This window comes from Frateuria soli, from assembly GCF_021117385.1.
Lineage (GTDB): Bacteria > Pseudomonadota > Gammaproteobacteria > Xanthomonadales > Rhodanobacteraceae > Frateuria_A > Frateuria_A soli.
Genome location: NZ_CP088252.1, coordinates 948,645 through 975,109 on the forward strand (window position 1 = coordinate 948,645; position 26,465 = coordinate 975,109).

15 protein-coding genes and 1 tRNA gene are annotated in these 26,465 nt (G+C 66.2%); 10 read left to right on the forward strand and 6 right to left on the reverse strand.

The genetic code is table 11. From position 1 onward, the window contains the following. Positions 1–3 precede the first annotated feature (3 nt). The 7 genes from pilV to LQ771_RS04390 are packed head-to-tail and all read left to right on the forward strand — an operon-like array spanning position 4 to position 9,162. Positions 4–504 (forward strand): type IV pilus modification protein PilV, encoded by a 501-nt coding sequence (gene pilV / locus LQ771_RS04360; protein WP_231351146.1) that lies wholly within the window; start codon positions 4–6, stop codon positions 502–504. A gap of 11 nt (positions 505–515) precedes the next feature. After that, positions 516–1,586, forward strand: coding sequence for a PilW family protein (locus LQ771_RS04365; RefSeq protein ID WP_231351147.1), 1,071 nt, complete (start codon positions 516–518; stop codon positions 1,584–1,586). Next, complete coding sequence (locus tag LQ771_RS04370; protein ID WP_231351148.1) at positions 1,583–2,260, forward strand: PilX N-terminal domain-containing pilus assembly protein; 678 nt, start codon at positions 1,583–1,585, stop codon at positions 2,258–2,260. Before LQ771_RS04365 ends, LQ771_RS04370 begins: the two co-directional genes overlap by 4 nt. 18 nt (positions 2,261–2,278) lie before the next feature. Continuing rightward, the gene (locus LQ771_RS04375; protein ID WP_231351149.1) at positions 2,279–7,723 is read left to right on the forward strand and encodes a pilus assembly protein; all 5,445 of its coding nucleotides are present in this window, start codon (positions 2,279–2,281) and stop codon (positions 7,721–7,723) included. A gap of 10 nt (positions 7,724–7,733) precedes the next feature. Beyond that, positions 7,734–8,150: a type IV pilin protein gene (locus tag LQ771_RS04380; protein ID WP_231351150.1), complete on the forward strand. Its 417-nt coding sequence runs from the start codon at positions 7,734–7,736 to the stop codon at positions 8,148–8,150. Continuing rightward, entirely contained in the window at positions 8,135–8,581 is a 447-nt protein-coding gene (locus LQ771_RS04385) for a DUF4124 domain-containing protein (protein WP_231351151.1), read from the forward strand. The genes LQ771_RS04380 and LQ771_RS04385 overlap by 16 nt, the downstream gene beginning before the upstream one ends. Further along, positions 8,578–9,162 (forward strand): GspH/FimT family pseudopilin, encoded by a 585-nt coding sequence (locus LQ771_RS04390; RefSeq protein WP_231351152.1) that lies wholly within the window; start codon positions 8,578–8,580, stop codon positions 9,160–9,162. The genes LQ771_RS04385 and LQ771_RS04390 overlap by 4 nt, the downstream gene beginning before the upstream one ends. A 52-nt stretch (positions 9,163–9,214) precedes the next feature. On the opposite strand, the gene LQ771_RS04395 is transcribed toward LQ771_RS04390, so the two are convergent. Then, positions 9,215–9,289, reverse strand: a tRNA-Val gene (locus LQ771_RS04395). 104 nt (positions 9,290–9,393) lie between these two features. Here LQ771_RS04395 and LQ771_RS04400 point away from each other — a divergent pair. Further along, on the forward strand, positions 9,394–9,720 hold the full coding sequence (locus tag LQ771_RS04400) for a lipid-A-disaccharide synthase N-terminal domain-containing protein (protein WP_231351153.1): 327 nt from the start codon (positions 9,394–9,396) through the stop codon (positions 9,718–9,720). Positions 9,721–9,746: 26 nt separating this feature from the next. On the opposite strand, the gene metH is transcribed toward LQ771_RS04400, so the two are convergent. The 3 genes from metH to LQ771_RS04415 all read right to left on the reverse strand — a co-directional run bounded on the left by metH (position 9,747) and on the right by LQ771_RS04415 (position 14,697). Further along, positions 9,747–12,431, reverse strand: a complete 2,685-nt coding sequence (metH, locus tag LQ771_RS04405) for a methionine synthase (RefSeq protein ID WP_231351154.1) — start codon at positions 12,429–12,431, stop codon at positions 9,747–9,749. Positions 12,432–12,606: 175 nt separating this feature from the next. Further along, positions 12,607–13,686 (reverse strand): homocysteine S-methyltransferase family protein, encoded by a 1,080-nt coding sequence (locus LQ771_RS04410; RefSeq protein ID WP_231351155.1) that lies wholly within the window; start codon positions 13,684–13,686, stop codon positions 12,607–12,609. Positions 13,687–13,770: 84 nt separating this feature from the next. Further along, positions 13,771–14,697 (reverse strand): metalloregulator ArsR/SmtB family transcription factor, encoded by a 927-nt coding sequence (locus tag LQ771_RS04415; protein ID WP_231351156.1) that lies wholly within the window; start codon positions 14,695–14,697, stop codon positions 13,771–13,773. A gap of 182 nt (positions 14,698–14,879) precedes the next feature. Between LQ771_RS04415 and LQ771_RS04420 the strand changes: the two genes are divergently transcribed. Further along, a complete protein-coding gene (locus LQ771_RS04420; protein WP_231351157.1) occupies positions 14,880–16,040 on the forward strand; it encodes an acyl-CoA dehydrogenase family protein in 1,161 nt (386 codons plus the stop codon). Between the two features lie 429 nt (positions 16,041–16,469). Here the strand turns inward: LQ771_RS04420 and LQ771_RS04425 are convergent, their stop codons facing one another. Next, positions 16,470–19,649, reverse strand: coding sequence for a multidrug efflux RND transporter permease subunit (locus LQ771_RS04425; RefSeq protein ID WP_231351158.1), 3,180 nt, complete (start codon positions 19,647–19,649; stop codon positions 16,470–16,472). 12 nt (positions 19,650–19,661) lie between these two features. Further along, positions 19,662–20,891, reverse strand: a complete 1,230-nt coding sequence (locus LQ771_RS04430; protein ID WP_231351159.1) for an efflux RND transporter periplasmic adaptor subunit — start codon at positions 20,889–20,891, stop codon at positions 19,662–19,664. 489 nt (positions 20,892–21,380) lie between these two features. On the opposite strand from LQ771_RS04430, the gene LQ771_RS04435 reads away from it, so the two are divergent. After that, a complete protein-coding gene (locus LQ771_RS04435; RefSeq protein WP_231351160.1) occupies positions 21,381–26,312 on the forward strand; it encodes an NAD-glutamate dehydrogenase in 4,932 nt (1,643 codons plus the stop codon). The last annotated feature ends 153 nt before the right edge of the window (positions 26,313–26,465 follow it).

The following is a 26,465-nucleotide window of genomic DNA, read 5'->3' on the forward strand; positions in this document are numbered from 1 at the left end:
GGAATGAAACGTTACGCGCGCAGCCAGCGCGGCGTGTCGCTGATCGAGGTGATGGTCGCGATCGTCGTGTTCGGTATTGGCATGCTTGGACTGGCACTGTTGCAGACCAAGGGCGCCCAGTTCACCAAGGAATCGAGTTCGCGCACCAACGCGATCATCCAGGCGCGCAGCCTGGCCGACGCCATGCGCGCCAACCCGCAGGGCGTCGATCCGGCGGACGGCAGCAGCAGCTACTACATCTACGATGGCACCGTCGCCCCCGACCCCGCCGCATGCGCGAGCAACCCGCCGTGTGCCCAGGCCAAGAGGGACCTGCGGGACTGGCTGGACCACCTGAAGAACAGCACGATCGCCGCGCAGGGCGTGCCTGCCGGCAAGGTGCAGCGTGACGCCGGACTGGGGACCTTCACCATCACGGTGTCCTGGAATGGCCTGGACCTCAATGGCGACAAGGAGCTGACTGCCGCCGACAACGGCACCTACAGCTTCAGCATGCTGCCATGAGGACGCCACGTATGGGATCCCGCCGAGCCGCTGGCTTCTCGCTGGTTGAAATGATGATCGCCATGGTGCTGGGCCTGATCGTGGTCGCCGGCCTGATCCAGGTGTTGCTGGCCAATCGCAAGTCCTACCAGTTGCAGCAGGGCACGAACATCCTGCAGCAGAACATGCGCTTCGCGTCCGACCGCATCGGCTGGTCACTGCGCATGGCCGACTTCTGGGGCGGCAATGCTGGCGGCGTGGTGACCGGCTCCCCTGCGGTAACCGCCCGCGGCGATTGCAAGGCGGACTGGATCCTCAATACCCGCGAAGGTGTCTTCGGCTACGAGGGAGGCGCCACGTTTCCGCTGTCAGGGTGCGTGAACGACAAGGACTACGTGAAGGGCTCGGACGTACTGGTCACGCGCTACGTGGACGCCGGTGGCATGGACCCTGCCGCCAGCTCCACCATCAGCGCCGCGCCCAAGCAGGTGTACCTGGTGTCGGCGATCGGGCAGCAGGCCGCACTGTTCCTGGGCAGCGATTCGGTGCCGACCACCCCGCCTGCATCCGCGATCGGCCGCTACGTGTATGCCTACCGTCTGGACATGTATTACCTGCGGCCCTGCAGCAATCCTGCCGGCGGATCGGACACATCCCACTGCGACGCGTCCGATGACGATGGCAGCCCGGTCCCCACGCTCATGCGCATGCGCCTGGACAGCACCGGCAACCTTACTGAAGAGCCGCTGGTGGAGGGCATCGAGCAGTTGCAGTTCCGTTATGGCATCACCACGGACGTCAACCAACTGGTGCCGGCCAACTACAAGAATGCCAGTGCCGTCGCCGCCGACGAATGGGCGCGCGTGATCACCGTCAACGTCGGCCTGGTGGCCGTGTCGCAACAGCGCGATGTATCGATGCCGCACACCGGTACGTTCAGCGTCGGCAACTGCACGTACGTCATCGGCACCGCAACCACGACCACTACCGGCTGCGCCAGCTTCTCCGTCGCCGGCAGCCAGCCCTGGCAATTCGCCCGCACCCCGCTGACCCAGGTGGTGCAATTGCGCAACCGCATCCGCATGCTGGTGGCAACCCGATGAACATCTCCGCGACACGTTCACGCCAGCGCGGCATCGCGCTCTTCGTAGGCCTCGTATTCCTGGTTGTGCTATCGCTGGTGGCGGTCATCGCCATGCGCGGCACGCTGATGGAAATGCGCCTGGTCACCAACGTTGCCAATCACCAGCGGGCTTTCGAGACATCCGAGACCCTGCGCTCGGTGCCGATCGCGCTGTTCGACGAACACGTCTTCCAGCGGGGCTGGCCCAAAGATCTCGGAGGCTCGCTGCCGAACGACGACTTCGACTTCGGCCTCACCGACGACATGTTGACCGTGGTCAAGGATGGCCTGCAGGAGAATTGCGCCGGCGACGTCGATCTCTTCTACGGCAACCTGGAACCGGCCTGCGGCACCCTGCCGGAGGAAAAGCGCTACGACAGCAGCACCTGGCATCCGGACGCGATCCTGTCCATGTGCGACGTGACCAGCAGCGGTTGCTCGCGCAACGTATCGGCCACCATATCGATCATCCCGGATGGCACGGTGCTAGCCGAAGGTTCCGGCGGAGCCCAGGCGGCCGGCTACCGCGGCATTGGCGGTGGCGCCGCGGCGGGCGGCGGCAGCATGTATTTCGAAGTGATGAGTGTTGGCACCGTACCGGGCGACGGCCGTGCCGTCACCATGGCCCAGTACCGCCAATCGATCCGCAACTGAGCGGGCAGGGGAATGAACATGGAATTTGGCAAGGCGTTTTCCAACGTTGCCGGGCTGGCTCTGCTGACGCTGGTATCCGGTGTCTCCTACCTGCCGCCCGCGCATGCGACCACGACGTCGGGCATAGGCCTCGATGCGCCCATTTCGATCACCAGCGATGGCAGCAAAGCCACGGCGGACAACTACACCGCCTATCCGCTGCTCAACGTGGGCTCGGTACCCCCACTGGTCATGCTGGTGATGTCGCGTGACGAGCAGCTGTACATCAAGGCATACACCGACTACACCGATCTCAATGGCGACGGTGTCGTCGACACCACCTATCAGGACGGATTCGATTACTCCGGTTACTTCGACGCGAACCTGTGTTACGGCTACAGCAGCGGGCAGTTCGTGGCCGGCGCCGCCGCGACTGACGACAACGGCAACTCCAAGGCGCACGAGTGCGACGGAACGAAGTGGAGCGGCAACTTCCTGAACTGGGCCGCGATGAGCCGTATCGACGTGTTGCGGCTGGTGCTCTACGGCGGGAATCGTTCCACCGATACCAAGGACACGACGGTACTCGAACGCTCCTATATCCCGAGCGACCTGCACGCCTGGTCCAAGGTCTATCTGGGCAGCGACGTCAACAAGTTCACCCCCTTCACCACCACCAGCACGGGTGGAAAGGGCCTGTCGATGTGCAACGTGTCGCCTACGACCACTGGGGGCCCGGAACTGAGGGTGGCAAAGGGCTCCTATACGGAGTGGGCATCGACTGCACGCGAACAGTGCCGTTGGCGCGACGACATTACGGAGTCGGGCAGCGACATCAACAGGTCCGATTCTCCGCAGAAGAGCGACGGTCTGGGCAACTCGGTCTACACCGTGCGCGTGCTTGCCTGCAATTCGTCCGACTATCGCGAGAAGTTCTGCCGCAAGTACACCGAAAAACTTTCTGACGGTACGTCGACCGACCACTGGAAGCCCGCCGGGTTGCTGCAGCGCTATGGCGAGAACGGCTCCATGCGCTTCGGCCTGGTTACCGGCACCTACAGCAAGCCCCGTGCGGGCGGCGTGCTGCGCCGCAATATCGGCAAGTTCGCCGGCAACACCGGCTCCGGCTGCGTCTATGACCCGGCCAAGGGCCAGGTCGACGAGGTCAACCTGCAGACCGGCCAGTTCTGCAACGTCGTCGCGGGCAGGGAAGGCATCGTCAATACCCTGAGCCGCTTCCGCCTGACATCATGGAATCCGGACAACGACAACTACGACGATTGCAACAATTACGGCATCCTGCAGCGCGGCTCCGCAGGGACCAGGCACCTGAACGATCCGGGCCCCTCCGGCACCAATGCGTACGATTGCAAGGATTCGGGCAACCCGCTCGCGGAAATGTATGCCGAGGCGCTGCGCTACATCGGCGGCGAAAGCGCACCCACCACGCTGTTCAACGTGAGTGATGCATCGATCAATGGAGTTGCGGGACTGCCGCTGGCGAGCTGGAAGGATCCCTACAGAAAGCCCGAGGACGGCGGCAACCCGTACTGCGCCAACTGCAGCATCATCGTCATCACCACCGGCCTGAATTCCTTCGACAGCGACCAGATTCCGAATGTCGCGGCGTTGCCCGTCCAGGCGAATGCAGCGACCACTCTGGTCGGCGCCAACGAAAACCTGGCCGGCGCCAAGACCAGCGGTGCACCGCCCAAGTACCTGGTCGGCCGCTATGGCGCGCTGGACGGCACCACGTACCAGGATGTCTGCACGCCCTACGAGATCGATGACCTCGCCTTGGCACACGGCATCTGCCCGGACGTGCCCTCGCTCGAGGGTGGCTACCAGATGGCGGGCCTGGCCTATCAGGCCTGGACCAACGACATGCGCAAGGACAAGACCGGGACTCAGAAGGTGCAGACCTATGCGATCGCCCTGGCCGAGTCGCTGCCGAGCTTCACCATCCCGGTGTGCGAGACCGGCAACGACATAACCAGTTGTCCGGTCGACTTCATCACCATCACGCCGGCGTGCCAGGCCAACAATACCGGCTCGGCCGCGTTGGACAGCACGACGGGCTGGCGCAGTTGCTATCTGGGCAATCTGACCGTGGGTCCGAAGACGTCGACGACGCAGAAGGACTCGAAGGGCAATTTCAAGGTCTACGGCCTGCCCTCGCTGGACGTGACCTACAATGGCCAGCGTCGCCCCGTGCGCGGCAGTTTCACCATTACCTGGGAAGATTCGCAGTGGGGCAACGACCACGACAACGACGTAGTGGAGATGCTGAGTTTCTGCGTGGGCTCCTACTGCTCGTACGACGGAAACAATGACGGCTACGACGACATCTGCGTAGACACGCTCGATTCCGATATCTGCAAGAACGGCAAGGTCAACACCAGCAACGGGCAGTTCCTGGTGACCAGGGTGCAGGCGCTTTCGGCCTATGCGGGCAACGCCTTGCGCATCGGCTACACCATGGCCGGTGCGGACAATTCCACCGGGCAGGCTGCGAAGTTCACGGTGTTGCGGCCAGGCGACACGAACGGCAGCCTCCTGTACGGCAGCAAGGGCGATGCCGACAGCTGGAGCCGTCCGTCCGCGGACAAGCTGAGCACCGGTCCGTCCGAGCAGCTGCCACTGCCCAATCCACTGTTCTATGCAGCCAAGTACGGCGGCTTCGCGGACCAGAACAAGGACAACAAGCCGGACCGGCAGGATTCGGCCGAGTGGGACGCGATCGTCAACGACTCGGGCGCCAATGGCCAGGACGGGCTGCCGGACAACTACTTCATGGTCCGCAACCCGGCCCAGTTGCAAGAACGGCTCGCTTACATGTTTGAAGCGATCCTCAAGCGCGCCGGTTCCGGTACGGCCGCCGCGGTGGTGGCCAACAGTGCCAAGGGCGTGGGTCTGGTCTACCAGGCGCTCTACCAGGCCGAACGCAAGGATTCGAGCGATCGCGCGGCAGCCTGGAGCGGCACGCTCAACGGTCTGTGGACCGACAGCTTTGGACACCTGCGTGAAAACGGCAACGGCTTCACCGCCGGGTCGGCCGTACTCGACGGGTACGACGTCGATCCGGTGATCGAGTTCTTCTACGATCCGAACGACAACCAGACCAAGTTCCACCGCGAAATCATGCCGGCCAGCGCGGATGGCTCGCCCGTCACGGTCTTCAAGAAAGAAGATGCGATCATCACCGATCACAATCTCGACCAGCTGAGGACGGTGTGGAGTGCGCAGAACCAGCTGTGGAGCACGAGCTTCAGCACCGGCGTCGACAGCGGCAGCCTGACCAGCACGAACCGCGATTACGATTCGCTGTCGAGCAACGGTCGCTACATCTTCACCTGGATCGACGCCGACCACGATGGCGTGGTCGACAACGGCGAACAGCAGCCGTTCGCGTTCAGCGGTACCGGCAAGAGCAGTACCACCGGCTTCTACGGTGAAAAGAAGAACAACGGCACCACCGGCAACTTCCGGTACCTCAACACGGCCGACCCGGACGTGGCCATGCGCATCGTCGCCTGGATCCGTGGCTACGAGCTTGCGGACAAGGATGCCAAGGGCAACCGGTTGTGGCGCTCGCGGACGGTCGACTACAACAACGACGGGACATTGCGCGTGCTGCGCTTGGGCGACATCGTCGACTCCACGCCTGTCGTTGTAGGCACCCCTTCGGAAGCGTTCGATCTGCTTTACGGCGATATCAGCTACGGCAATTTCAGGAAGAAGTACCGGAATCGCCGCCAGGTCGTCTACGTGGGCGCCAACGATGGCATGCTGCACGCCTTCAATGGCGGCTTCTACAACGCTCGGGAACATCGGCTGCAGCTGACCCCTACCGACACCGCTCTCACAGTGACCGCCGACCCGCTGGGTGGCGAGCTTTGGGCCTATGTGCCAGGCAACCTGTTGCCGCACCTGCGCTGGCTGGCTGATCCGGCCTACAAGCACAATTTTTACGTCGATGGCAGCCCGATCGCCCAGGATGTGAAGATCTTTGCCGACGACACCGTCCATCCCCAAGGCTGGGGCACCATCCTGATCGTGCCATTCCGCTTCGGCGGTGGCCCGATCTCGGTCAACACCGCCACCGACAACACCACCGCCACGCAGAACTCATTCTCCGCCTACGTCGTGCTGGATGTGACCGATCCGGAAGATCCGCCGAAGCTGCTGGCCGAACTGACCAATACCGCGTTGTCTGATTCCACGGCCAAGTGCGCCAGCGACAACAGGTTGAACTCGCCGTCGTGCGTCGACATCACCAAAGTGGTCGATACCTACACCTCGTCGATCCCGGCCGCGGCCATGTTCCGCGACAACACCTCCGGCAGCCCGAACAAGTTCTTCCTGTTCACCGGCTCGGGTACGTCGGACAACGGCGGTGAGGGTTCAAGCGAACACGGAGAGGCGACGACAACCACCTCCCTGACGATCCGCGCCTACGATCTCGAGACGCTCTCGGCCAAGCCGACCAAGGTGTTCGATTTCGAGGACATCGGTGCGACCGACGCGGGCGCCAACAGCTTCGCAGGCGACCTCATCGCTTCCGACTACAACCTCGATGGTCGTTCGGAGGGGCTGTACTTCGGCAGCGTCAAGGACGCCGGTGCCGGTGCCTTCGGCGGGTCACTATGGAAGCTCAACTTCATGGTCGATGGTGTGGCCGATCCCAATCCGGACAACTGGACGAAGCTGCGTATCCTCAAGGACCTGGACCTGCCGATCACCATCCGGCCGACGGTCGGCCGCAACGATCGCGGCGCCCCCATGGTGTTCGTCGGCACCGGCCGGGCCTACACCAGAAACGACCTGGCGTCGACTGCGCAACAGAAAATAGTGGGCCTGATCGACACCTCGCTGTTGTCGACCAGCGACGATCAGTACAAGGTGCTTCCGTTGGCCATGTCCGATCTGCTTGACGTCACCGACATCAACGTGTTCACCGATAGCTCGGTGACGGGGGCTGGCAGCGATGCGAACGGCAACAGCGTCGACACTTTCAACAAACTGCTCGGTAGTTTCAATTCGATCGAACGCCTGGGCTGGTACCAGGAGCTCACTGCGCCCACGACCACCACCGACAAGACGCCGGCCGAGCGCGTCGTCAGCGCGCAGAGCCTGTTGGGTGGCGTGCTGCTGACCTCCACGTTCTTCCCGGGCACGGACACCTGCACGGACGTTGGCCGCGGCGCGCTCTACAGCCTCAACTACAAGAGCGGCACGGCCAATCCGACCGATACACCCTTCGGCACCGCCGACGTCGACGGCAAGCAGGCGGTGAACAAGTCGACCGACATGGGGCCGGGCCTGCCGGCGCCGCCGAGCCTCCATGTGGGCGAGGGCACCGGCCAACGCAAGCTGACCGCGTGCGTGCAGACCTCGACCGGCGCGATCATCTGCAAGGAGATCACCACCCTCAAGTCGGTGCTCAGCAGCGAGGTATCCTGGCATGAACCGCTGGACAAGTAAGGAGCACCACATGCGCAGGCAGCAGGGTTTCACGCTGATCGAAATGATGATCGTGTTGCTGATCGTCGCCATCCTGGCGGCGGTCGCGATCCCGTCGTACCGCAGGTACGTGGTGCGCTCGCATCGCACGGATGCGCAGCGCGCGCTCACCGAGCTGGCGGCCAGGCAGGAGCGCTTCCTCTACAGCAACAATACCTACGCCGACAGCGTCTCGGCGCTTGGCGGATCCAGTTCGATGGCCGGCAGCTACTACAGGGTTTCCGTCGACCCGGCCAGCGCCTCCACCACGACGTACACCGTGGTGGCGACGGCGTTGGGTTCGCAACATGACGACGACAAGCAATGCCAGACGCTCAGCCTCGACCAGGCCGGCCGCCAGGAGTCGACCGGCTCGACCGCGAACGATCCGGCATGCTGGGGTCGCTGAGCATGGTGCACGTAAGGCTTCTGGCAGGGTGTATCGCCACGTGCCTGTGCCTGGCGGCGACTGCCCAGGATGGCACCTACTACAAGTGGACCGACGCCAGCGGCACGGTCCATTTCAGCGCCACACCCCCGTCCGGGCAAAAGGCCCAGACGCTCAAGCTCGAGGGAGCGGCCGGCGAACAGGCCGCCCCCGCACCGCCGGCACCGGCGGTCGAGCCCACACCGCAACTGGAGGAGGCGCAGGGGGCGTATCGCAAGCGTGCCTGCGAGGCGGCGCGCAACGATCTGGCGGTGCTCGAAAAGAACCGCATGGTGGTGAGCGGCAGCAGCCCCGATGCAGCCACCAAGCTTGACGCGGAACAGCGCAACCAGGCCAAACTCCGCGCCAAACAGCGCATCACCCAGTTCTGCGAAACGGGGAACAAGCCATGAGCACGCACGCGTCCAGGCCATCGCGCGGCTTCACCCTGATCGAGCTGATGGTGACCGTGGTCGTGTTGGCGATCCTCGCCGCGATCGCCTTGCCCAACTTCCGCGACTTCATGCAACGTAGCGCAGTCACTGCGCAATCCAACGCCGTGCTTGCCGACCTGCAGTACGCGCGCAACGACGCCATTACCCGACGGGTAATCACGGAGCTTTGCGGCAGCACGGACGGTACTGCCTGCACAGGTACGAACACGTTCGAGGCGGGCTGGGTCATCTATCGCGAGACCGCGCCCGGCCCTGCCGCGACGTTCACCTCGGCCGACGAGGTATTGCGGGTCACCCAGGCCAAATCGGGAATCAGCGTCCGCCTGGTGGACGATACGGGCACGGCGGTGAACGACGTGGGGTTCAGCCAGGATGGTTCGACCACCAGCAGCGCTCCGCTGAGCTTCCTGGTGTGTCCCAAGTCCGATGGCGACACCGTTGGCGAGAGTACCGACCGGGTACAGGGTGCGGAGGTGCTGCTGTCGACCTCCGGGCGTGCGTCGATCCGGAAAATCGAAGCAGGCGGCAGCTGCGGCTGAGCAGCGGATCCACCAAGCAAAAACCCGGCACGAGGCCGGGTTTTTTTATACGTGGTGGGCGATGCAAGGATCGAACTTGCGACACCTGCCGTGTGAAGGCAGTGCTCTACCGCTGAGCTAATCGCCCGAGAGCGCGCAACTATACGGGGCGTCGTCCGGCCGGTCAATGGGCACGGTGAGGTGCCGTGGCGTTGGGTAGAATGCCCGCCTTTCAGGCAGGCGCCCCGAACCATGGACATCTTCGCTCCGATCCTGCACGCGCTGCAGCATTTCCATTTGACGCCATGGAAGCTGGTGGGCTTTGCCGGCACGTTCATGTTCACCAGTCGCTGGTTCGTGCAGCTGTATTACACGCGCAAGTACAAAAGGGTGGTGATGCCGCTGTCCTTCTGGTGGCTGTCGGTTATTGGCAGCGCGCTGCTGCTTGCCTACTTCACCGTGGGCAAGAACGACTCGGTCGGTATCCTCTCCAACTTCTTTCCGGTGTTCGTGTCGGTCTACAACCTGGTCGTGCACATGCGCCATCGCAGGAGCAGCGTCGCCGGCGACCAAGCCTGAGGCGCGGTGCCGCTCGCAGGTTCGCTCTAGTCCGGATCGTAGTCCAGGTTGGACGCGAGCCAGCGCTCGGCCTCCTGGCGGCTCCAGCCCTTGCGCCTGGCATAGTCCTCCACCTGTTCGCGGGTCAGGCGGCCGACCACGAAATACTGGCTGCCCGGATGGGAGAAGTACCAGCCCGAGACGGCCGCGGCCGGGTACATCGAAAAGCCCTCGGTGAGCTCGATGCCGGCGTTGGCCCGGGCGTCGAGCAAATGGAACAGGGTGGTCTTCTCGGTGTGGTCGGGGCAGGCGGGATAACCCGGGGCCGGCCGGATACCCTGGTACTTCTCGGCGATAAGCGCCTCGTTGTCCAGCGTCTCCTCTGACGCATAGCCCCAGAACTCGCGGCGTACACGCTCGTGCATGCGCTCGGCGAAGGCTTCGGCCAGGCGATCGGCGAGGGCCTTGAGAATGATGGCCGAGTAGTCGTCGTTGTCGGCGCGGAAGCGCTCCAGGTGCGGCTCGATCCCCAGTCCCGCGGTAACGGCGAAGCCACCGATCCAGTCGGACTTGCCGTACTCCTTCGGCGTGACGAAGTCGGCCAGGCAGAGGTTGGGGCGCTCGACCGGCTTGTCGGCCTGCTGGCGCAGGTGGTGAAGCAAGACGGTATTGCCGCCCGCCTGGATCTCTACGTCGTCCATCACGTTGGCCGCGGGCCAGAAACCGATCACGGCTCGCGCGGTGAGCCATTTTTCCGCGACGACGCGGTCCAGCATCCTCTGCGCGTCGCCGAACAGATCGGTAGCCTGCGGCCCGACCACCGCGTCGCTCAGGATGGCGGGGTAATGACCGGCCAGCTCCCAGGCCTGGAAGAACGGCGTCCAGTCGATGTACCGGCGGATCTCGGACAGGTCGTAATCGTCGAATACGGTAATGCCGGGCTTGGCCGGCCGTGGCGGCTCGTAGTTCGCCCAGTCGCAGCTGAAGCGTTGTGCGCGCGCCTTCTCCAGCGGCACCAATTGCTTGCCGGGGCCGCGATGGCGGTGGCGTTCGCGTACCTCGGCGTACTCGGCGCGGATCTTCGCCATGAAGCCGTCGACCAGCTCCTTGCTGACCAGCGATTGCGCCACGCCCACCGCACGCGAGGCGTCCTTGACCCAGACGCACGGTGACTTGTAATGCGGTTCGATCTTGAGTGCCGTGTGCGCACGCGAGGTGGTGGCGCCACCGATCAGCAGCGGCACGCTGAAGCCCTGGCGCTGCATCTCGCGGGCGACGTGGCCCATTTCCTCCAGCGAGGGCGTGATCAGGCCGGACAGACCGATCATGTCGGCCTTCTCGGCGATCGCGGTGTCCAGGATCTTCTGCGCGGGCACCATCACGCCGAGGTCGATCACGTCGAAGTTGTTGCAGCGAAGCACCACGCCCACGATGTTCTTGCCGATGTCGTGCACGTCGCCCTTGACCGTGGCCATCACGATCTTGCCGTTGCTCTTGCCGGTATCGCCGGTGCGTGCCTTCTCCGCCTCGATGTAGGGCAGCAGGTAGGCGACCGCCTTCTTCATCACGCGCGCGGATTTGACCACCTGCGGCAGGAACATCTTGCCGGCGCCGAACAGGTCGCCGACCACGTTCATGCCGTCCATCAGCGGGCCCTCGATCACGTCCAGCGGACGGGTGACCTGCTGGCGGGCCTCCTCGGTGTCCTCGACCACGTACTGGTCGATGCCGTGGACGAGCGCGTGGGCGAGCCGTTCGCGCACGGGCTTGCCGCGCCAGGCCAGGTTCTCGACCGCCGCCTCGCCCTTCTTCGCCCTGTAGCGGTCGGCGATCTCCAGCAGTCGCTCGGTGGCGTCCGCGCGCCGGTTGAGCACCACGTCCTCGACGCGTTCGCGCAACTGTGGATCCAGCTCGTCGTAGATCGCCAGCGCGCCGGCATTGACGATGCCCATGTCCATGCCGGCCTTGATGGCGTGGTAGAGGAACACCGAGTGGATGGCCTCCCGCACCGAGTTGTTGCCGCGAAAGGAGAACGAGACATTCGAGACGCCGCCGGAGACGTGGCAGGCGGGGAAGCGCCGCTTCAGTTCGCGGGTCGCCTCGATGAAGTCCACCGCGTAGTTGTTGTGCTCTTCGATTCCGGTGGCGATGGCGAAGATGTTGGGATCGAAGATGATATCTTCGGGCGGGAAATCGACCTGTTCGGTGAGCAGCGCGTAGGCGCGCGAGCAGATCGCGACCTTGCGCTCGGCGGTGTCGGCCTGGCCTTCCTCGTCGAAGGCCATCACTACCGCGGCGGCGCCATACTGGCGCACCTTGCGCGCCTGCTCGAGGAACGCTGCCTCGCCTTCCTTCATCGAGATCGAGTTGACGATGCCCTTGCCCTGCAGGCAGCGCAGGCCGGCCTCGATCACGCTCCATTTGGAGGAGTCGACCATCACCGGCACGCGCGCGATGTCCGGCTCGGCGGCGATCAGGTTGAGGAAGCGCACCATCGCGGCCTCGGAATCGATCAGGCCCTCGTCCATGTTGACGTCGATGATCTGCGCGCCGTTGGCGACCTGCTGGCGCGCGACCTCGACGGCCTCCTCGTAGCGGTCTTCCTTGATCAGCTTCTTGAACTGCGCCGAGCCGGTGACGTTGGTGCGCTCACCGACGTTGACGAACAGCAGGTCCGGAGTGAGGACCAGCGGTTCCAGGCCGGAGAGACGGGTGTGGCGGATGGTAGTCATGCGTTTGCTTTCGCTTCTGCTTCAGCTTCCTCTCCCCTCCGGGGAGAGGATTGAGGTGAGGGGACGGGGCTCGCGGAGAGCTCCAGAAGAGCCGGCATTGGTGCTAGACCGTCGCTAGAGCGGCCCCTCACCCCAACCCTCTCGCCGGAGGGGAGAGGAAGCCGGTCCGAGGTATTCATGCAGCCTCTCGCGAGGCGTCGGGCAGGCGCCTCGGCACACAGCCACGCACCGCCTCGGCGATCGCGGCGATGTGTGCCGGCGTGGTTCCGCAGCAACCGCCGACCAGGTTGAGCAGGCCGTCGCGAGCGAAGCCGCCGACCACGGCGGCCATCTGTTCGGGCGTCTCGTCGTATTCGGCGAAGGCGTTGGGCAGGCCGGCATTGGGATGGGTGCTGACGTAACAGTCGGCGATGTCGGCCAGCGTCTGCACGTGCGGGCGCAGGTCGGCGGCGCCGAGCGCACAGTTCAGGCCTACCGCCAGCGGGCGGGCGTGGGCGATCGAGTAGTAGAAGGCCTCGGCGGTCTGCCCCGAGAGCGTACGGCCGGAGCGGTCGGTGATCGTCCCGGAGATCATCACCGGCAGGCGCGCGCCGCGCTCGCGGAACAGCTCGGACAGCGCGAACAACGCGGCCTTGGCGTTGAGCGTATCGAATATGGTTTCCACCATCAGGATGTCCACGCCGCCGTCGATCAGCCCGGACGCCGACTCGCGGTAATTGCCGGCCAGTTCCTCGAACGTGACGTTGCGAAAGCCGGGATCGTTGACGTCCGGCGACAGCGAGGCGGTGCGGCTGGTGGGTCCGAGCACGCCGATGGCGAAGCGCGGTCTCTCCGGCGTCCTCGTGGTATGGGCGTCGCAGGCCGCCCGGGCTAGCCTGGCGCCTTCCAGGTTGAGCTCGAAGGCGAGATGCTGGAGGTGGTAGTCGGCCTGGCTGATGCGGGTGGAGTTGAAGGTATTGGTCTCGACCAGGTCGGCGCCGGCCTCCAGATAAGCCTCGTGCACGCCGCGGATCAGCTCCGGGCGGGTGAGCGAGAGCAGGTCGTTGTTGCCCTTCAGGTCGCAGCTGCCCGGATGGACGTGTTCATGCCGGCTGTCGTGGCCGTGCGCGAATCGCTCGCCGCGGAAGCCCGACTCGTCCAGTGCGTGGCCCTGCAACATCGTGCCCATGGCGCCGTCGAGGATCAGGATGCGCTCGCGCAGCGCCTGTTCGAGGCGGGCGACGCGATCGGGATGGAGCCAGGGCAGGGTGGTCATGGTGTTTCCTCGACTGTGCGGGCATGAGGCGACGCCTCCATCCGCCCTTCGGGCACCTTCCCCCGCACGCGGGGGAAGGAATGGTTACGGTTTGCGGGCCAACAGGCTGATCACTTCGAAATGCGGCGCCTTGCGCTCACGGCTCAGGCGTACGCAGCTGGATACGGCCAGGCCGGCATCGGTGGCGAAACGGGACAGCTCGTCACGGGTGAAACCCAGGTTGCGGTGGTCGAACGGTTCGACCGCGGCGCGATGGGCGTGCTTGCCCAGCGTCACGGCAAGCAACCGGCCGCCACCGCGCAGCAGGCGCGCGGCTTCGGTCACGGCCCGACCCGGGTGCTCGGCATAGGTCAACGCATGCAGCATCAACACCAGGTCGAAACGGCGCTTGCCCAGGTCCAGCGCATGCATGTCGCCCTGGTGGACCTCCACGTTTGGAAAGGCCTTCAGGCGCTGCGCAGCGGCGGCGACCACGCGCTCGCTGGAATCGATGCAGACGATCGAGCGCGCGTGCGGCGCGAGCAGCTCGGCAGTGATGCCGTCGCCCGAGGCGATGTCCAGCACATCGCCGGTTTCCAGAAGCTGCAGCAGCGAGCGGGCAAGGGTTTCCCAGGTACGGCCGGGCGAGTAGTGGCGCTCCATGTCGCCGGCGACGGTGTCGGCCCAGCCTTCCGCGCGGGCGCGGTTGGCCAGTACCGATGGCAGGCGCGCCGCATCCTCGCGCAGCAAGGCGTCGTCGATGCTTTCGCGCAGCGAATGGAGCAGCGCGTGCTGGTGCGAATCGCCCTCGTTGTTGGCCCGGTAATAGGCCGACACGCCGGCGCGGCGGTCACGTACCAGCTCGGCTTCCTTCAGCTTGGCCAGGTGCGTGGACACGCGCGGCTGGGCCAGGTGCAGCACCTGGGCCAGCTCGGCCACGGTCAGCTCCTCGTGCTCCAGCAAGGCCAGCAGGCGCACGCGGGTGGGATCGGCCAGCAGGCGCAGGACGCCGGAGGCGGTCGCCAGATCCATTTCCATCCTTTTATCGCGATGCGGAGATGGATAGGCTAGGCGCCGCTGCCGCGGGCGTCAAGGGCGCGATGGCCGGGATGCCTGGAGTGCGGGCCGGGAGAGGGCGGCGGGTTGCCCCACCCTGCGGAGGCGCATGCCGGTTCGGCTAAACTAGCGGGCTTCGCCACGTCTTGGAGCCGCCCATGGATTTCCGTTTCACCGAAGACCAGCTCTCGATCCAGTCCATCGCCCGCGATTTCGCACAGAAGCGCATCGCGCCGGTGGCCGCCGAGCTGGACGCCAAGGGCCAGTTTCCGCTCGAGAACATCCAGGAGATGGGCCAGCTGGGCCTGATGGGCATCGAGGTCCCGACCGAATACGGCGGCGCGGGCATGGACCCGATCGCCTACGTGCTGGCGATGATCGAGATCGCCGCGGCCGATGCCGCCACCTCGACCATCATGTCGGTCAACAACTCGCTGTTCTGCAACGGCATCCTCAAGCACGGCAGCGAGGAGCAGAAGCAGACCTACGTGCGCGCCATCGCCTCGGGCGAGGCCATCGGCGCGTACGCGCTGACCGAGCCGCAGTCGGGCTCCGACGCCTCCAACATGCACACGCGCGCGGTGAAGAACGCCGACGGCGACTGGGTGATCAACGGCAAGAAGAGCTGGATCACCTCCGGTCCGGTGGCGCGCTACATCGTGCTGTTCGCGATCACCACTCCGGGCATCGGCGCCAAGGGCGTGTCGGCGTTCATCATCGACACCAAGCGGCAGGGCTTCCACGCCGGCAAGACCGAGCCCAAGCTCGGCATCCGCGCCTCGGCGACCTGCGAGATCGAATTCAACGACTACGTCTGCCCGAAGGAAAACCTGCTGGGCCAGGAGGGCAAGGGCTTCGCCATCGCCATGGGCGTGCTCGACGCCGGCCGCATCGGCATCGCCTCGCAGGCGGTCGGCATCGCGCGTGCCGCGTACGAGGCCACGCTGCAGTGGTCGCGTGACCGCAAGGCATTCGGCACGCCGATCGGCACGTTCCAGATGACCCAGGCCAAGATCGCGGACATGAAGTGCAAGCTGGACGCGGCGACGCTGCTCACCCTGCGCGCGGCCTGGGCCAAGGGCGAGGCGGAGAAGAACGGCGGTCGCTTCGGTACCGAGGCGGCGATCGCCAAGCTCACCGCCTCGGAGGCGGCGATGTGGATCAGCCACCAGGCGGTGCAGATCCACGGCGGCATGGGCTACTCGAAGGAGATGCCGCTGGAGCGCTACTTCCGCGACGCCAAGATCACCGAGATCTACGAGGGCACCAGCGAGATCCAGCGCATCGTGATCGCGCGCAACGAAACCGGCCTGCGCTGAGCGCTTGGCTCCCTCTCCCTTTCGGGGAGAGGGCTGGGTGAGGGGCCGGGGCTCGCGGGGAAGTTGCCGGCGAGGCTCTTCGGAAGCATCGCGATATCGGCAGAGCAGCACTTTCGCCAATCCCAGAAGAAGCTCGGGCATTGCCCCGGGCTTTTTGTTTCTGAGTCCGCGTGATCGCGCGCAACGAAACCGGTCTGCGCTGAGCGCTTGGCTCCCTCTCCCTTTCGGGGAGAGGGCGGGGGTGAGGGGCCGGGGCTCGCGGGGAAGTTGCCGGCGAGGCTCTTCGGAAGCATTGCCATGTCGGCAGAGCAGCACGTTCGCCAATCCCAAAAAAAAGCCCGGGCATTGCCCGGGCTTTTTCTTTAGTCCGAGGCGAGCCCCGGACCCTCACCCCGGCCCTCTCCCCGGAAGGGAGAGGGAGAAGGGCGGCTAGTGCCCGCGGCGCGGATCGGAGTCGAACGTGTGCGGCCCGTGGCCGATTCCCGGCTGCGCCGTACCCTCGCCATCGAGCTTGTCGCCCAGCAGGCGGCGGACCACCACGTAGAACACCGGAATCAGCAGCACGCCCAGGAAGGTGGCGAACAGCATGCCGCCGATCACGCCGGTGCCGATCGCGTGGCGGGCATTGGCGCCGGCACCAGTGGAGATGAACATCGGAAAGACGCCGAGTACGAACGCCAGCGAGGTCATCAGGATCGGGCGCAGTCGCAGGCGCGAGGCCTCGATCACGCCTTCGCGCAGCGTGCGGCCGTGCGCCTGCTGCTCGACCGCGAACTCCACGATCAGGATCGCGTTCTTCGCTGCCAGGCCGATCACCGTGATCAGGCCGACCTTGAAGTAGATGTCGTCGGGCAGCCCGCGCAACAGCGTGAACACCACTGCACCGAGCAGGCCCAGCGGCAGCACCAGCAGCACCGAGACCGGGATCGACCAGCTCTCGTAGAGCGCGGCCAGGGCCAGGAAGACGATCACGATCGACAGCACCATCAGCAGCGTGGCGGCGTTGCCGGAAAGGATTTCCTGGTAGGACTGACCGGTCCAGTCGAAGCCGAAGCCCTGCGGCAGGTCGTTGGTGACGATCTTCTCCATCTCGGCCATGGCCTCGCCCGACGCGTGCCCCGGCGCTGGCGAGCCGACGATCTCGACCGCCGCGTAGCCGTTGTACCGGTTGAGCGAGGGCGAGCCCATCTGCCAGCTCGCGTGCACCACGTTGGACAACGGAATCATCTCCGGCGTGCCCGCGGGCGTGGTCTGCGTGCTGCTGGGAGTAAAGAAGTGCTGCAGCGCGTCCGGGCTCATGCGGTAGGGCGCGTCGGCCTGCATGATCACGCGCTTGACGCGGCCACCGTAGGTGAAGTCGTTCACGTACACCGGGGCGAGCATCAGGCCGACCGCGTTGTAGATGTCGCCGACCGACAGGCCCATCGTCTGCGCCTGTACGCGGTCCACGTCCAGGTGCAGCTGCGGCGCATCCTCGAGCGCGTTGGGGCGCACGCCGGTCAGCACCGGGTCCTGGCTGGCCTTGCCCAGCAGCGTGTTGCGTGCCTGCGTAAGCGCCTCGCGGCCGGCGCCGCTGCGGTCCTGCAGGTACATGTCGAAGCCGCCGAACTGGCCCAGGCCCTGCACCGTCGGGATGTTCACCACGAAGATGCGTGCGTCGTGGATCTGGAACAGCGACATGTTCGCCCGCTGGATGAACTCCGCCGCGGTGACGTCGCGCTCGGACCAGTCCTTGAGCTTGATGAAGGCCATGCCGGCGTTCTCGCCCGAGCCGATGAAGCTGAAGCCGGCGACCTGCAGCACGGTGTCCACCGCAGGATCCTTCTTGAGGATCGACAGCATCTCGCCCATCACCTCTTCGGTGCGCTGCTTGGTGGCGCCCGGTGGCAGCTGGATCACCGACATCGCGTAGCCCTGGTCTTCCTCGGGCAGGAAGCTGCCGGGCAGACGCGTGTAAAGGAAGCCGGCGAGCACCGAAACCAGCACGAACACGAACATCCAGCGCGGGGCATGGCGTACCGCGCCGGCGACGTGGCCGGTGTAGGTGCGCGTGGTCCACTCGAAGAACTGGTTGAACTTGCGGAAGACGACGTTCTTCTTCTTGTGGTGCTCGGGCTTGAGGAAGCTCGCGCACAGCGCCGGCGTGAACGACAGCGCCAGGAACGCGGAGAAGGCCATCGACACGGCGATGGTCAGCGCGAACTGGCGGTAGATGATGCCGGTGGCGCCCGGCTGCAGCGCCGAGGGCACGAACACCGCCGTCAGCACCACGGTAATGGCCACCACCGCGCCGGTGATCTGACCCATCGCCTTGCGCGTGGCGTCCTTCGGCGAGAGGTTCTCCTCGGTCATGATGCGCTCGACGTTCTCGATCACCACGATCGCGTCGTCGACCACGATGCCGATGGCCAGCACCATGCCGAACAGGGTCAGCTGGTTGATGGTGAAGCCCAGTACCAGCATGCCCAGGAAGGTGCCCAGCAGCGCGACCGGGATCACCAGCGTGGGGATGATGGTGGCGCGGATGTTCTGCAGGAACAGCAGCATCACCAGGAACACCAGCACGATCGCCTCGATCAGCGTGTGCACCACCTCGTCGATGGAGATCCTCACGAACGTGGTGCTGTCGTACGGGCTGAACCAGCTCACGCCCGGCGGGAAGCTGGGCGCCAGTTCGTCCATCTTGCTGCGCACGGCCGTGGCCACGTTCAGCGCATTGGCGCCGGGCAGCAGCTGGATCGCGAAGGCGCCGATCGGCTTGCCGTCCACCGTGGTGTTGAAGCCGTAGCTGCCGGGGCCGAAGCTGATCCTGGCCACGTCACCGAGCTTGACCGTCGTGCCGTCGGGGTTGGCGCGCAGGATGATGCTTGCGAACTGTTCCGGACTGGTGAAGCGACCCTCGGTCGACACCGTGGCGGTAAAGCCCTGGCCGGGAAGAGCCGGGTCGGCACCGATCGAGCCGGCGGCGAACTGCACGTTCTGCGCGCGGATCGCGTTGAGCACCTGGGTTGCCGAAAGGTCGTAGCCGTGCAGCTTGTCCGGGTTGAGCCAGATGCGCATGGCGTACTCGGAACCGAACTGGTTGGTGCTGCCCACGCCCGGTACGCGGGCGATCTGGTCGAGCACCTGCGTGCCGACGATGTCGCTCAACCGGTCGCGGTCGATGCTCGGGTTGTCCGACTTGAGCGCCACCACCATGAGGAAGCCGGCGTTGGCCTTGGCCACCACCACGCCCTGCTGGGTCACTTCCGAGGGCAGGCGGGGCGTGGCCAGCGAGACCTTGTTCTGCACCTGCACCTGGGCGATGTCCGGGTCGGTGCCGCTCTCGAAGGTCAGCGTGATGCTGGCGCGGCCGCTGGCACTGGAGGAGGAGCTGAAGTAGAGCAGATGGTCGATGCCGGTCAGCTGTTGCTCGATCACCTGGGTGACCGCCTTCTCGGTCGTCTCGGCACTGGCGCCCGGATACGACGCATTCACCGTCACCGAGGGCGGCGCGATGTTGGGGTAGGACTCCACGCCCAGGTTGAGGATGGCCAGCACGCCGCCCAGCGAAATCAGGATGGCCACCACCCAGGCGAAGATCGGGCGGTCGATGAAGAAACTCGGCATGGTGGGGCTCCGTTACTTGCCGCGTGCGGTCGTAGCGGTGGCCGGCGCTTTCGCGGCCGGTGCCTTCGCGGCTGGCGCCTGGCCGGCGGGCGCCGGCGGCTGCCACGGGGACGGGTTGGCCGGGGCGCCTTCCTTGACGTTCTGCACGCCCGAGACGATCACCTTCTCGCCAGCCTTAAGGCCACCGGTGACGACCCAGCTGCCCTCCTGCATGGATGCGGTAGTGATGTCATGGCGCGCGACCTTGCCGTCGGCGCCGACCACGTAGACGTAGGCGCCCACGGTGTCGCGCAGCACCGCCGGCTGCGGCACCACGAACACGTTGTGGCGCTGGCCCAGCGACGCTTCCAGCGTGACGTACATGCCCGGCAGCAGGGTGTGCTCGGGGTTGGGGATGCGCGCGCGCAACGAGACCGCGCCGGTGGCCGGATCCACCGAGGTGGAGGAGAAATCGACCGCGCCCGGCTGGGGATAGGTGCTGCCGTCGGGCAGGGTCACGCGCACGCTGGCGTTCCGGTCGCTCTTGCCGGCGACAGCCAGCGAGACGTTGCCCTGGCCCTGCGCCTGGCGCAGCTGCTCGAGCTCGGACACGCTCATGCTGAAGTTCACGTACAGCGGATCGATCTGTTCCACGGTGGTGAGCAGCGTGGCCTCGCCCTGTCCGACCAGCGCGCCCTCGGTGACCTGCTGCTTGCCGGCGCGGCCGTCGATCGGCGAGCGCACGTCGGCATAGCCGAGGTTGATCTGCGCCGACTGCACCGCCGCGCGCGCCTGCTGCACCGCCGCCTTGGCGCTGCGCTCGGTCGCCAGCGCGCTGTCCAGGTCGGCCTTGGAGACATAGCCCTTGGGCGCCAGCTCGCGCGCACGGTCGGCGTTGACCCTGGCGTTGGTGTAGCTCGCCTGCGCCTGCGCCAGTCCGGCCTGCGCCGCGCCCAGCGTCGCCTTCAGCGGCGCCGGGTCGATCTGGAACAGCAACTGGCCCTTCTTGACGTCGGTGCCTTCGTCGTAGGTGCGCTTGAGCAGCACACCGGGCACCCGGGCGCGTACGTCGGCACTGCGGAACGGGGACAGGCGTCCGACCAGATCCCTGGTCAGTGGCACGGTCTGCGCCTTGAGCGTGATCACTCCCACCTGCGGCGGCGGCATCTGCTGCTGTCCCTGCGGCTGGTCCTTGCCGCCACAGGCGGCCAGGGCGAGCATGCCGAGGCACAGGGCCAGGGTGCGCGTTGTCGTGGACTTCATGGGAACTCCATTCTTATGAGGCGTGACCGGGGGGTGCGGCGGGGAAGCCGGGGAGCATACGGGCGCCAGCTTCGCCGACCAGTGCCAATGGTCGTGACGCGCCGCCCGGGCGGTGGGGCCGCCGGCTGCAAAAACGCAACTATACCGATCAGTTTACATTTTGCGAACCGCGGCAGCCAAGATCTTGCGCCGTGCGAAACAATGTGGCCGCAGGCCCGGGAGCAGGCCGCCGGGCGAGCACCGGAACCCGCCGTGCGCAAGCGCATGATCGCAACCGGCGCGGGGCGGTCGGGCGCGAGGTGCGCCCTGCATCGAGGCCGCCTCGCCGGCAGGCGTATGGCGAAGCCTGAACGTCGGCACGGGAATATGCCTGACAGCCCGCCGCGACGGGCTTCTTCGGTGGAATCGCCCTGACGCGAGGGGTATCCTTTTCAGGCTTTACGCCTCCCCAGCGTGGGCACCACTCGTTTCCACTGACAAGCAGATGCCATGAATGCCATTCGCGCGACCAGCGACAGCACGGTTCCCCCGGCTGTCTTCGAGGAACTGAAGAAAAGCGGCTTTACGACCGGGCGCCTTGATGAGGCGCAATTTTTTATCGGCGCCTTCTTCGCGCGGGTGGCGCATAGCGACGTGGACCTGCATACCCCGGCCGAGTGGGCCGGGCTGATCGCCGGGCTGCTGGACTTCATCCAGCAGCGTGAACCGGGGCGCGCCAAGGTGCGCGTGTTCAACCCCGAGCGTGGCCACGCGGGCCGCAGCGTGATCGAGGTGGTCACCGACGACATGCCGTTCCTGGTCGACACGGTGAGCATGGTCGCCTCCGACGAACTGCAGATCCATGCCGTGATCCATCCGGTGCTCAGCGCCACGCGTGACGCCGGGGGGCAGCTCAAGCAGCTGGGCGGCGAGGGTGGCAAGCCCGAATCGGTGATGCATTTCGAGGTCGACCGCGTCGCCGACGAGGCGGCCAAGGCCGCGCTCAAGGCGCGTATCGAGGCGGCGCTGGAAGACGTGCGCGTGGCGGTGGACGACTGGTCGGCCATGCGCGACAAGGCGCTGGCGATCGCCGCCGACCTGCCGCAGCGCAAGTTGCCGCTGGGGGTGCGCGCGGTGGGCGAGGCCTCCGACTTCCTGCGCTGGCTGGCCGACGACAACTTCACCTTCCTCGGTTACCGCGAATACGAGGTGACCGAGGCCGACGGCGAGGAGGTGCTGCGCGCCGTCAACGAGTCGGGCCTGGGCATCCTGCGCGGCAGCGAGCGCTCCATGGCGCCGCGCTCGCTGCGCAGCCTGGTCGCCTCGGAGCTGCCGCAGTCGGGCTCGACCGACGCGGTCATCCTGACCAAGACCAATGCGCGCTCGCACGTGCACCGCCCGGGCTACATGGATTACGTGGGCGTGCTCAAGTTCGATGCCAACGGCAAGCCGGTGGCCGAGCAGCGCTTCCTGGGCCTGTTCTCCTCCAACGCCTACATGGCCCGCCCGCAGGACGTGCCGCTGGTGCGCCAGAGGGTCGAGGCGGTGATGTGCCGCTCGGGCCTCAAGCGCGATTCCTACTCGGGCAAGTCGTTGCGCCACATCCTTGAAACGCTGCCGCGCGACGAGCTGTTCCAGAGCAGCGAGGAGGAGCTGTTCGCCATCTCCTGCGGCATCCTCGACCTGCGCCAGCGCGCCCGCACGCGCCTGTTCGTGCGCCGCGACCGCTATGGTCGCTTCTACACCTGCCTGGTCTACGTGCCGCGCGAGCGCTTCAACACCACGGTGCGCGAGCGCATCGAGAACCTGCTGCGCGAGGCGCTGCACGGCGAGCACGTCGACTCGGCGGTGCTGATGGGCGAGGCCGCGCTGGCACGCCTGCACGTGGTGGTGCGCCCGAAGATCGGCGACCGCGCGACCTATGACAGCGCCGCGCTGGAACAGGCCGTCGCCGCGATCGTGCGCAACTGGCACGACGACGTGCGCGACGCGCTGGTGCAGGCCCGTGGCGACCACGAGGGCGTGGTGCTGGCCAACCGCTACGCCAAGGCGCTGCCGGCCGGCTACGTCGACGAGGTGAGCCCCGAGGTGGCGGCCGAGGACGTCTACGAGCTCGCGCAGCTCGAGGGCGACGACGCCGTACGCATGTCCTTCTACCACCCGCCACAGCGGCCGGACGAACTGCGCTTCAAGGTCTACCGCTCCGGCAGCGACATTGCCCTGTCCGAAGTGCTGCCGCAGCTGGAAAACCTGGGTCTGCGCGTGCTCACCGAGCACGTCTACGACGTGCGCACCGGCGGCACGCCGTTGTTCATCCAGGACTTCGAGGTGCAGCCGGTCGGCCACCTGACCTTCACCGTGGAGCAGGTGGGCGAGCTGTTCGAGGACGCCTTCGAGCAGATCTGGCGCGGCAACGCCGAGAACGACGGCTTCAACCGGCTGGTGCTGGGCGCCAAGCTCAACTGGCGCCAGGTCGCGATGCTGCGCGGCTATTGCAAGTACCTGTTGCAGACCGGCGTGTCGTTCTCGCAGGCCTACATGGAGGATGCGCTCAACCGCTATCCGGCCATCGCCGGCCTGCTGGTGGAGCTGTTCAACGCCAAGTTCGACCCGCGCCGCGAGAGCCTTTCGGCCGGGGAACTCAAGGCCGCGGGCGAGCTGCTGGACGCCGAGATGCGCGTGCTGATCCCCGGCAACGTGCAGGGCGCCCAGCCGGCCCTCGTCGGCAACCTCGTGGGGATGCTCTCGCGTCCGCGCGACGGGCAGGTGGCGATCCTGGAGGATGCCATCGCCACCTTGCTGGAGAACGTCTCCAGCCTGGACGACGACCGCATCCTGCGCAGTTTCCTGGGCGTGATCCGCGCCACCCTGCGCACCAGCTTCTTCCAGCAGTGGGATGGCGCCTACCGCCCGTACATCAGCTTCAAGTTCGACTCGCACAAGGTGCCCGAGCTGCCCAAGCCGGTGCCCTATCGCGAGATCTTCGTCTCCGCCGCGCGCGTGGAAGGCATCCACCTGCGCTTCGGCGCGGTGGCCCGCGGCGGCCTGCGCTGGTCCGACCGCCGCGAGGACTTCCGCACCGAGGTGCTGGGCCTGGTCAAGGCGCAGATGGTGAAGAACACCGTGATCGTGCCGGTCGGTTCCAAGGGCGGTTTCTTCGTCAAGCGCCCGCCGGTGGGCGGCGACCGCGACGCGCAGATCGCCGAGGGTATCGCCTGCTACAAGATGTTCATCAACGGCCTGCTCGACATCACCGACAACCTGGTCGAGGGCAAGGTGGTACCGCCGCACGAGGTGGTGCGCCACGACCAGGACGATCCGTACCTGGTGGTCGCTGCCGACAAGGGCACGGCGACCTTCTCCGACATCGCCAACGCGATCTCGATCGAGCACAACTTCTGGCTCGGTGACGCGTTCGCTTCCGGCGGTTCCAACGGCTACGACCACAAGGGCATGGGCATCACCGCCAAGGGTGCGTGGGAATCGGTCAAGCGCCACTTCCGTGCGCTCGGCCGCGACTCGCAGACGCAGGACTTCACCTGCGTGGGCATCGGCGACATGTCCGGCGACGTGTTCGGCAACGGCATGCTGCTGTCCGGGCACATCCGCCTGCTGGCCGCGTTCGACCATCGCCACATCTTCCTCGACCCGGATCCGGATGCGGCGAAGTCCTTCGCCGAGCGCCAGCGCCTGTTCAAGGTGCCGCGTTCGAGCTGGGAGGACTACGACAAGTCGCTGATCTCCGAAGGCGGTGGCGTGTACCCGCGCAGCGCCAAGTCGATCCCGGTGTCGCCGCAGGTGCGCCAGGCGCTCGGCCTGAAGGACGACGTGACCCAGCTCAACCCGAACGAGCTGATGAGCGCGATCCTCAAGGCGCCGGTGGACCTGCTGTGGAACGGCGGTATCGGCACCTATGTGAAGTCCTCGCAGGAAACCAACGCGGACGTGGGCGACCGCGCCAACAATGCGCTGCGCATCAATGGTGGCGAACTGCGCTGCAAGGTGGTGGGCGAGGGCGGCAACCTGGGCTTCACCCAGAAGGGCCGCATCGAGGCCGCCCAGCACGGCGTGCTGCTCAACACCGACTTCATCGACAACTCGGCCGGCGTGGACACCTCCGACCACGAGGTGAACATCAAGATCCTGCTCAACGACGCGGTGCGCCGCGGCGAGTTGACCGAGGAAGGCCGCAACAAGCAGCTGGCCGCGATGACCGACGAGGTCGCGCAGCTGGTGCTGTGGGACAACTACCGCCAGAACCAGGCGATCACGCTGATGGAGCACCAGTCGGTCAAGCGGCTGGGTTCGATGGCGCACTTCATCCGCCAGCTCGAGGCCGAAGGCCTGCTCGACCGCCAGGTCGAGAATCTGCCCTCCGACGCGGAGCTGTCCGAGCGCAAGGCGCGCCACCAGGGCATGACCCGGCCGGAGCTGTCCGTGCTGCTGTCCTACGACAAGATCAAGCTGTTCCAGCAGTTGCTCGAGTCGGACGTGCCGGAAGACCCCTACCTGTCAAAGGAGCTGGTGCGCTACTTCCCCGAGCCGCTGCACGAGAAGTACGCGGCCAACATGCAGCGCCATCGCCTGAAGCGCGAGATCATCGCCACCGCGGTGACCAATTCGACGATCAACCGCATGGGCGCCACCTTCATGATGCGCATGCAGGAGGACACCGGGCAGGGCCCGGCGTCGATCGCCAAGGCCTATACCGCGGCGCGCGAGATCCTGGATGCACGCGAGCTGTGGGCCGAGATCGAGGCGCTCGACGGCAAGGTTGCCGAGGACACCCAGATCGACGCGATCATGCAGATCTGGTCGCAGCTTCGCCACATGACCCGCTGGCTGCTCAACCGTCCGGGCGCCAGCCTGGACATTGCCGCCAACGTGCAGCGCTACCAGGACGGCGTGAGCGCGCTGCGCAAGGCGTTGCCGGACGTGCTGCCCGACACCGGCAAGGCCGACTTCGAGCTCAGTTGCGAGAAGTGGGAGGGCCTGGGCGTGCCGGCCGGGCTGGCGGTTCGCCTGGCCCGCATGCCGGTGCTGCGCGCGGTGCTGGACATGTGCGAAGTCTCCCAGCAGAGCGGCCAGCCGATCGCCACCGTCGCCGGCGTGTTCTATGAACTGGGCGAGACGCTGGACCTGGAATGGCTGCGTGGCCAGATCGAGGCGCTGCCGGTGGAAGGCCACTGGCATGCGCAGGCGCGCGGTTCGCTGCTGGACGAGCTCAATCACCAGCATCGTGCGCTGGCCCAGCAGGTGCTGGCGCTGGCCGGCGACCGCAAGGACGTCTCGCCGGTGCAGGCGTGGCTGCAGCGTGACGACGCCACGCTCAACTACACCCGCAGCATGCTGGCCGAGATCCTGACCCAGAACGCGGACTACCCGATCGCCTCGGTCGCCGTTCGCCGCCTGGCGCAGCTGGCCCAGGTGCCGGTGGCCTGATGCAGGGCGCCCGGGGCCTCCGCGCCCCGGGCGAGCCTGTAGGCGCGCACCCTGTGTGCGACCGTCGGGCGCATCGGACTTCGCGGTCGCGCACAGGTGCGCTCCTACAAGGTCGTGGGCTGAGCTAAGCTCGAAGGCATCCCTTGCTACGCC

Bases quoted from the DNA above. Each gene is read 5' to 3' on its own strand.
- pilV (WP_231351146.1), top strand. From the start codon at position 4: ATGAAACGTTACGCGCGCAGCCAGCGCGGCGTGTCGCTGATCGAGGTG.
- LQ771_RS04365 (WP_231351147.1), top strand. From the start codon at position 516: ATGGGATCCCGCCGAGCCGCTGGCTTCTCGCTGGTTGAAATGATGATC.
- LQ771_RS04370 (WP_231351148.1), top strand. From the start codon at position 1,583: ATGAACATCTCCGCGACACGTTCACGCCAGCGCGGCATCGCGCTCTTC.
- LQ771_RS04375 (WP_231351149.1), top strand. From the start codon at position 2,279: ATGGAATTTGGCAAGGCGTTTTCCAACGTTGCCGGGCTGGCTCTGCTG.
- LQ771_RS04380 (WP_231351150.1), top strand. From the start codon at position 7,734: ATGCGCAGGCAGCAGGGTTTCACGCTGATCGAAATGATGATCGTGTTG.
- LQ771_RS04385 (WP_231351151.1), top strand. From the start codon at position 8,135: ATGCTGGGGTCGCTGAGCATGGTGCACGTAAGGCTTCTGGCAGGGTGT.
- LQ771_RS04390 (WP_231351152.1), top strand. From the start codon at position 8,578: ATGAGCACGCACGCGTCCAGGCCATCGCGCGGCTTCACCCTGATCGAG.
- LQ771_RS04400 (WP_231351153.1), top strand. From the start codon at position 9,394: ATGGACATCTTCGCTCCGATCCTGCACGCGCTGCAGCATTTCCATTTG.
- metH (WP_231351154.1), bottom strand. From the start codon at position 12,431: ATGACTACCATCCGCCACACCCGTCTCTCCGGCCTGGAACCGCTGGTC.
- LQ771_RS04410 (WP_231351155.1), bottom strand. From the start codon at position 13,686: ATGACCACCCTGCCCTGGCTCCATCCCGATCGCGTCGCCCGCCTCGAA.
- LQ771_RS04415 (WP_231351156.1), bottom strand. From the start codon at position 14,697: ATGGATCTGGCGACCGCCTCCGGCGTCCTGCGCCTGCTGGCCGATCCC.
- LQ771_RS04420 (WP_231351157.1), top strand. From the start codon at position 14,880: ATGGATTTCCGTTTCACCGAAGACCAGCTCTCGATCCAGTCCATCGCC.
- LQ771_RS04425 (WP_231351158.1), bottom strand. From the start codon at position 19,649: ATGCCGAGTTTCTTCATCGACCGCCCGATCTTCGCCTGGGTGGTGGCC.
- LQ771_RS04430 (WP_231351159.1), bottom strand. From the start codon at position 20,891: ATGAAGTCCACGACAACGCGCACCCTGGCCCTGTGCCTCGGCATGCTC.
- LQ771_RS04435 (WP_231351160.1), top strand. From the start codon at position 21,381: ATGAATGCCATTCGCGCGACCAGCGACAGCACGGTTCCCCCGGCTGTC.